This window comes from Halochromatium roseum, from assembly GCF_016653315.1.
In the GTDB taxonomy this organism is placed as follows: Bacteria; Pseudomonadota; Gammaproteobacteria; order Chromatiales; family Chromatiaceae; genus Lamprobacter; species Lamprobacter roseus.
Map to the genome: position 1 here is coordinate 35,149 of NZ_NHSH01000067.1, position 6,000 is coordinate 41,148.

Genomic DNA, 6,000 nt, shown 5'->3' on the forward strand with positions numbered 1-6,000 from the left:
GCCTGGTCTATGGCAGGGCACGTCGCCCTGCCAAGGTTGGTACATCAGCGCTTAGCCGAGCAGCGAGAGCACGTTCTGCGGCAACTGATTAGCCTGTGCCAAGACCGAGGTACCCGCCTGCTGCAGGATCTGGGCACGGGTCATATTGGCAACCTCTAGCGCATAGTCGGCATCCTCGATGCGTGAGCGCGCACTGGACAGATTTGTCTGATTGGTGTCCAGGTTCGTGATGGCATCCTGGAAGCGATTCTGGATGGCGCCAAGATCGGAACGTAGGCTATCGACCTGAGCCAAGGCGCTGTCAAGGGTCGCTAGCGGGTCAACTACGATCTCATCGCCCTGCGTGACCTCCCCAGAGTCTGGGTCATAGGTGGCCGCGTAGTAGGTCGTGACCCCACCATTCACGTTTTCGATGATGTATTCACTCGCATCACCATTCACGTTCGTGTTTTGCAGTAGCGTATTGGTGCCTTCAAGGGCGAGCGAATCAAGGTTCGCAACCTGAGTACCGAGGTCGACCAAAGCCACGCCACCCGTCTCGACAATCGAAGCGTTATAGTAGGTGGTGTTGCCATCCGCATCCACATTGCGGACAAAATAGTCACCATCCTCGTTTTGCTGCAGCGTGTTTGTCCCGGCCAGCTGGCTATCGACGGTGGCGCCTGCGGTAATGCCACCGCCAGTCGCGCTCATATCAACACCCACGCCGATCTGCGTTAGGAGTTCTTGTCCAGTCACCGCGACACCGGCTGTGTCCGTGCTGACACCACCCAGACTTTGTAGCGAGTGGCCTGCAGTGATTGAATCTGAAAAATCGACCGAGACCACTCCAGTGGTGTAATTGACAGTCGCCGCATAGAAGTTGCCATCCGCGTCTTCAGCATAATACTCCGAGGTGCCGCCGGCAGTATTGGCCTGATAGAGAGTGGTAATGTCTACAACATCAGCCGATATAGCAGCATTGCTTGCTTCTGTATACGTAACGAGGTTGTCATCGCCGTCCAGGAAATCTACACCAGCCGCGAAGGTTGCAACACTAGCCGCTAAAGTGAGTGCTGCCGAGCCAGTGATCGCTGTTCCAAGGCTAATCGTATTCGTATCGGCATCGAATGCCGCCTCATAGTAGTTACCACCGGTCATCAGGACAAGTTTATTCGCGTAAGCATCGGCATCGGTGCCAGCTAGATCGCTATTGCCAACGTACTGATGAAAGTCCAAATTGTCCAGCTCAAAGGTAATATCTTCCCAATCCGCAGCTTGGACGCTCGTCACATCCGTCAGATTTAGCGGGGCAGCTGCGGTTAGATCTGAGCTAAACACCATGCTTCTAACATCAAGCTTGTCAACGTTCAACGTTCCAGAGGTAATCTCTTCTAAGCCGATGTTGATCACCTCACCGTCATTCGCGCCGACTTGAACCTTAAATTGTGTTGTATTCTCTAACACCTTAACGCCGTTGAAATCGGTCTCCCGCGAGATACGATCGATTTCATTGAGCCGCTGAGTAATTTCATCCTGGATGGACCCCAGGTCAGCGGAGGAGTTGGTCTCATTGGCTGCTTGCACCGACAGCTCGCGGATGCGCTGCAGGTTATCGTTGACCTGATTCAGGGCGCCTTCCGCAGTCTGCGCGACAGAAATGCCGTCATTGGCATTCCGTTGGGCCTGGTTCAGGCCGGTAATCTGCGCGGTCATGCGGTTGGCGATGGCTTGGCCAGCGGCGTCGTCCTTCGCGCTGTTGATGCGCATACCGGAAGACAGGCGCTCCATGGCGGTGGCGAGTGATTGCTGGCTCTTGCCAAGATTGGACTGGGCAATCAGTGAGGTAATGTTTGTGTTAATGACGGACATGGTTCGCTCCTTCCGAGTACGTGGTGAAGGCGTCAGGGGGAGGTGTCTTACCGCCGGGGCCTGTCGCAAACGGCACCAGTGTTGGCCGTTGCCTGTAATAACGGCTGCGGCGGGCAAGTCTTGAGGGTTGTGCTGAATTTTTTTGTTGGTCTGCGCCAAGTCGGGACTCAGCGCACAGACCGGAGCATTCAGGCTCAAGTTTGGCCGCGGTTGGCCGATAGCCCTTTTCAGAAGACGTCTCGGTGGGCGCTGTGCCGCCCTCGCCTTCGGGGCTATCGGGCCGCGCTTCGCCCTAGCGTCCGATCTGCTAACCGTTTGACAAGGAGCCGATTCCCATGTCCAGCGCCATTACCGATATCAGCCAAACCGCCCCCAACACCGCTCCGGTCAACCAGCTCAATCCGCGCCAGCGCTTGGAGGGCTTGCTGCAGCAGGCGTTGCCCAGCGTCGGCAGCACGCTGGCGCAAGCGCAGAGTAATCAGGCCCCGGGCCGCACTGATCTGGAGGAGCCGCTGCAGCGGGTGAACGAGGTGATGAACAATTATGGCGTGCAGTTCGAGATGAGCGAGCCGCCCGGCGAACGCTTGATCACGCGTCTTGTGGATATCGAGTCGGGCGATGTGATCCGCCAGATTCCGCCGGAGGAGGTGCTGCGCATGGCCGAGAAGATCATGGAGATGACCCAGGCCGCGCGCGGTGACTTGGTGAATCTTCAGGCTTGAGGGGTTGGGGGTTGCTGGGGGCTCGGCGCCTGGCGGCTGGGTGCCTGCAGTCTTGAGGAAACTCAAACAGGATGCGACAGCCCCAACGCCCGTCTTCGTCGTCTGTGGGGCGAAACTAGCGGCACCCAGAGGTCATGGCCTTCTCGGGTACGCACATCGATGCGTTTGTCGGCGTAGCGTCGGCCGCTGTCGGCATCGCCGGTGATCTGCTGCAGTGCTTTGTCGAGCGAGCGGTAGGGGGTGTTGCAGTCGATCTCGGCGTGGATGGCCGGGAATCATAGCGCGAGGAACTCGGGGAAGAAGCGCTCGAGGGCTTCTTTCCAGGGGCTGTCTTGGTCGTTTCTGGGGCCGCCTTCGTCGTGCTTGGGGCTGCCTTGGTCGTTATTGGTTGCGACCGTTGCAGCCGGGGTGTTGTCGGTGTTGGTTTCGGTGGTCGCCGTGGGCTGAGTTTAGCGGATTGGGCCAGCGCATTGTGTCAAGACGGAGGCTGAGACCGTAGCGCTTCGATCTGGGCAAGGCTCAGGCCGGTGGCTTGAGGGATCTGGCTGTCTTTGAGCAGACCGATACTAATGAGTTGCAAGGCGGTTTCCCGGTTGGCTTGTTGTCGGCCTTCTTCGAGTCCTTCTTGACGGCCTTCTTTGTGGCCTTCTTCACGCTCGCGTTCTGCCCAGTGTTGTCGATTTTCGGCCAACATCGCTTTGTCCTCGACGAGTGAGTTGATCTGGGTAAGGTCGATCTGTGCACCAAGGCGCTGGAGATGACGCTTGAGCCAGCGGGTGATGAGCCGATCGAGGCGGGCTTTGTTGGGGTCGGCCTGGATCAGGCGCACCAGCCGATCGACGGCGGCTTGCAGGGGGGTGCGATCGCCGGCATGCGCAGCTCTACTGATGGTCAAGGGGTTCCTGCAGTAAGCGTGCGAGATGTCGCCAGACCTCGTGCTGATCCGGCAGCGAGAGCTGGCCCAAGCGGCCACGCACCAGGCGGTGGTCTAATGTGAAGAGCTTGAAGCGCACCTTGGAGGGCGCCGGCAACCCGGCGCTGACCAGATCGGTGATCGGGCAGTCGAGGGGCCAGGGTGCGTTGGATTGGGAGGTGATCATGGCCATCACCGAGTGGCCGACAGGTGTGTTGAAGGCTTTGGCATCCGAGAGCACCAGCGCGGGCCGGTTTTTGGCTGCGTTACGGTCGGTGAAGGGAAACGGAACCCGCACCAGGGTGTAGCGCTCAAAGGTCACGGTAGGCGGCCTCGTCGGCATCCCCAGCCCACTCGCCGAGCGTGCCTTGCAAGGCGTTTAGGTAATCAAGATCAAGCGGTTGTACCCGGCGCACCCGGGCGATGCCCTCTTCGACCATTTCCCAGAAGACGAAGTCGCCGGGTTCTACGTGCAGGGCGAGGCGTATCTCTTGCGGGATGGTCGTCTGCCCCTTGGTGGTGATTTTGACAATTTGGCTCATGGTGCCTCCGAGCTGGTATTACCGTATTACGGTAGCATTAGTGCCTCTGCTCTGGCCATCAGTTCCGCATCGTCATTATTGGGAAACCCGGGACAGTGAATGAACCGGTGTGAGGTCGATCTTCGCGCCAAGGCGCTGGAGATGGCGCTTGAGCCAGCGGGTGATGAGCCGGTCGAGGCGGGTCTTGTTGGGGTCGGTCTGGATCAGGCGCACCAGCCGATGGACGGCGGCTCGCAGGGAGGCGCGATCGCCTGAGGCGATCTCGACCTGGATGATGCCGCTGAGCGGGCTGTCGATGGCGCTGAGTTGTTCGGAAGTATCACGCCCTTCGTCGATGCACTCAGGGGCGTCGTAGCGCAACGTCGTACTGAGCCCATCGGGCATCAGAGGAGACCGCAACCATGCCCTCGGTGCGGGCTTGCGCGATGATGAGCCGATCAAATGGATCTTCATGGATGCCGGGCAGCCTGCCCGTTTCGATGACATGCAGATCCTTGATCTCGAGTAGCGTCGCCCCGGCGCCGAGACATTCATCGCGAAAGCTGACGGGATCGACAGGCAGTTTCCCTGACCGGTGCTTGATCGCGACTTCCCAGACACTCGCGACGGACACCAGGGCACGGGTCGAGGCGATCAGTTCTCGCGTCTCCTTGCGCAGCCGGGCATCGCCCAGCAGCCACCAGAGCATGATCTGGGTGTCGAGCAACAGCGTCATGTGCCAGCGAACAGATTGGCGACCTCGGCATCCGACTCTTCGCTAAAGGCCGCATCGATCCCGATGCCGCGATCTGCCCAGATGCCGCAGTGGCGCAATCCGGCAGCGGGCGTGCAGGGGACCAACCGAACTTGGGCCTCACCGTGACTGGCGATCACAACCTCCTGACCGGCGAGCGCGGCTTTGACGAGTTTCGACAGCTGACTTTTGGCCTCAAGCATGTTGACTTGCATGGAAGGGTTGCTCCAAGCGCTAGACAGACTGACAGTCTAGGATGCTTAGCCAGTTTAGCCAAGGTGAAAAGCGAGTGAGCCGTGAGAAAACCGGAATGGCATCACTTTCTTGGCGGAAGAGCGGCAGAATCAATGCGCGCTCGTCGCCGCGCTCGCACAGCATCACGGGTGTCTGGCAACCCTCATGGGTTGATCTCCCCTCCACGCCAGTAGACGCGCCCCACCAAATTGACCTGAGTCCCCTGCGCTGCCGGCGAGACTCTCCGATCCGGATACCGAGCGAGGTTGTCGGCGCGGAGAATCCAGGCGCCATCATAGTCGACGTAGATTCGGCGGATGAGGAACTTCCGACCATCGTGCAGGAGAAACACGCCTTCCTCGACAGGACCGGAGTCTGAGAGGTCGATCAGCAGGATATCGCCGGCCCGAATGAGGGGCGCCATCGCATCGCCCTCGGCTTGATACAGGGCCAGGTTCTCTTGCCGCAGCCCGCGGCGCTGCAACCAGTCGGGAGGAAAGGCCACGGGCGAGCGTCGCTCCTCAATCATCACCACCTGCCCCGCTTGGAGCGCTAGGCGTTGCTTGGGAAGCCATGGTGCGGGCTCGCTCGGATCACTGTCTTCCGTCTCACGGATCGCAAATCCAGCGATCGCTGGATATGCATGAGTGACTCCCGTATCAGCCAGCGACCTGGCATGGCTGTTCGGCTGATCCGCTTGGCGCTGATCCATTTGGGGCTGGTCCGCTTGGAGCTGGTCCGTTAGGTCAGGCGCCACGGGCTCCCCCGTCAACAACCGATCGAGACTCCAGCCCAACGCCTCGGCCACAGCGGTCTGCTTCGTCCTGGGGATGCCCCGGCGCTTCCAGTTGTTGATGTCTTGACTACGCACGCCGATTCGGGCGGCAAAGGACGCAAGCGTCTCACCGCGCGCTCGGATTTCTGCTTCGACGTTCGCCATTGGATTCATGCCGGGCAGTCTAAACAGCGCTAGGTAGACAGCAACAAACAGTTTGTTTATTCTGC

General features: G+C 59.6%; 9 protein-coding genes. 1 reads left to right on the plus strand and 8 read right to left on the minus strand.

The annotated features are described in order from the left end of the window. Nucleotides 1–51: 51 nt before the first annotated feature. Nucleotides 52–1,851, minus strand: a complete 1,800-nt coding sequence (locus tag CCR96_RS18630; protein ID WP_242519200.1) for a flagellin N-terminal helical domain-containing protein — start codon at nt 1,849–1,851, stop codon at nt 52–54. Between the two features lie 335 nt (nt 1,852–2,186). Between CCR96_RS18630 and CCR96_RS18640 the strand changes: the two genes are divergently transcribed. Continuing rightward, nucleotides 2,187–2,573 carry a flagellar protein FlaG gene (locus CCR96_RS18640; protein WP_201222131.1) on the plus strand — a complete coding sequence of 129 codons (387 nt, stop codon included), beginning with the start codon at nt 2,187–2,189 and terminating at the stop codon, nt 2,571–2,573. A 475-nt stretch (nt 2,574–3,048) separates the two neighbouring features. Here the strand turns inward: CCR96_RS18640 and CCR96_RS24740 are convergent, their stop codons facing one another. The 7 genes from CCR96_RS24740 to CCR96_RS18675 all read right to left on the minus strand — a co-directional run. Continuing rightward, complete coding sequence (locus CCR96_RS24740; RefSeq protein ID WP_242519201.1) at nt 3,049–3,468, minus strand: RpnC/YadD family protein; 420 nt, start codon at nt 3,466–3,468, stop codon at nt 3,049–3,051. Continuing rightward, on the minus strand, nt 3,455–3,808 hold the full coding sequence (locus tag CCR96_RS18650) for a type II toxin-antitoxin system PemK/MazF family toxin (RefSeq protein WP_201222132.1): 354 nt from the start codon (nt 3,806–3,808) through the stop codon (nt 3,455–3,457). The genes CCR96_RS24740 and CCR96_RS18650 overlap by 14 nt, the downstream gene beginning before the upstream one ends. Then, nucleotides 3,798–4,028 carry an AbrB/MazE/SpoVT family DNA-binding domain-containing protein gene (locus CCR96_RS18655; protein WP_201222134.1) on the minus strand — a complete coding sequence of 77 codons (231 nt, stop codon included), beginning with the start codon at nt 4,026–4,028 and terminating at the stop codon, nt 3,798–3,800. The genes CCR96_RS18650 and CCR96_RS18655 overlap by 11 nt, the downstream gene beginning before the upstream one ends. A 75-nt stretch (nt 4,029–4,103) precedes the next feature. Further along, the gene (locus CCR96_RS18660) at nt 4,104–4,388 is read right to left on the minus strand and encodes a hypothetical protein (RefSeq protein WP_201222136.1); all 285 of its coding nucleotides are present in this window, start codon (nt 4,386–4,388) and stop codon (nt 4,104–4,106) included. Continuing rightward, the gene (locus CCR96_RS18665) at nt 4,369–4,743 is read right to left on the minus strand and encodes a type II toxin-antitoxin system VapC family toxin (RefSeq protein WP_201222139.1); all 375 of its coding nucleotides are present in this window, start codon (nt 4,741–4,743) and stop codon (nt 4,369–4,371) included. Before CCR96_RS18665 ends, CCR96_RS18660 begins: the two co-directional genes overlap by 20 nt. Beyond that, nucleotides 4,740–4,976, minus strand: a complete 237-nt coding sequence (locus CCR96_RS18670; protein ID WP_201222141.1) for a type II toxin-antitoxin system Phd/YefM family antitoxin — start codon at nt 4,974–4,976, stop codon at nt 4,740–4,742. Before CCR96_RS18670 ends, CCR96_RS18665 begins: the two co-directional genes overlap by 4 nt. Nucleotides 4,977–5,158: 182 nt before the next feature. Next, nucleotides 5,159–6,000: S24 family peptidase (locus CCR96_RS18675; protein WP_207192012.1), on the minus strand; the 842-nt coding region annotated here is incomplete at its 5' end.

What these genes read in the sequence shown, in the direction of transcription:
- CCR96_RS18640 (WP_201222131.1), top strand. Translation starts at nt 2,187, where the DNA reads ATGTCCAGCGCCATTACCGATATCAGCCAAACCGCCCCCAACACCGCT.
- CCR96_RS18665 (WP_201222139.1), bottom strand. Translation starts at nt 4,743, where the DNA reads ATGACGCTGTTGCTCGACACCCAGATCATGCTCTGGTGGCTGCTGGGC.
- CCR96_RS18630 (WP_242519200.1), bottom strand. Translation starts at nt 1,851, where the DNA reads ATGTCCGTCATTAACACAAACATTACCTCACTGATTGCCCAGTCCAAT.
- CCR96_RS18670 (WP_201222141.1), bottom strand. Translation starts at nt 4,976, where the DNA reads ATGCAAGTCAACATGCTTGAGGCCAAAAGTCAGCTGTCGAAACTCGTC.
- CCR96_RS18655 (WP_201222134.1), bottom strand. Translation starts at nt 4,028, where the DNA reads ATGAGCCAAATTGTCAAAATCACCACCAAGGGGCAGACGACCATCCCG.